General features: G+C 67.6%; 1 protein-coding gene. It reads left to right on the forward strand.

Annotated elements, in window-relative coordinates; translation table 11 throughout:
* Positions 1 to 13: 13 nt before the first annotated feature.
* Positions 14 to 398, forward strand: a 385-nt coding sequence (locus FLQ44_RS16535) for an efflux RND transporter permease subunit (protein WP_147695284.1), incomplete at its 3' end; no start/stop codon positions are given.

Here is a 398-nt window from a genome sequence, read left to right on the forward strand (position 1 = left end):
GAAGGAGCGCCCCATGGTCCTGTCCGATATCTCGATCAAGCGACCGGTCCTCGCGACCGTCACGAACCTGCTGCTGGTGGTGCTCGGCCTGATGGCCTACACCACGCTCACCGTGCGCGAACTGCCCGACATCGATCCGCCGATCGTCTCGGTCGAGGTCGTGTACACCGGCGCCTCGGCGGCGGTGGTGGAAACCCGCGTCACCCAGATTCTCGAAGACGCGGTCAGCGGCATCGAAGGCATCGAGTCGGTCGACTCGCGCAGCCGCAACGGCGCCAGCAACGTCACCATCGAGTTCGGCCTGGGCCGCGACATCGAGGCCGCGACCAACGATGTGCGCGACGCCATCAGCCGGGTGATCGACCGCCTGCCCGACGAGGCCAACGCGCCACAGGTGG

The organism is Vogesella mureinivorans, from assembly GCF_007644035.1.
GTDB lineage: Bacteria > Pseudomonadota > Gammaproteobacteria > Burkholderiales > Chromobacteriaceae > Vogesella > Vogesella mureinivorans.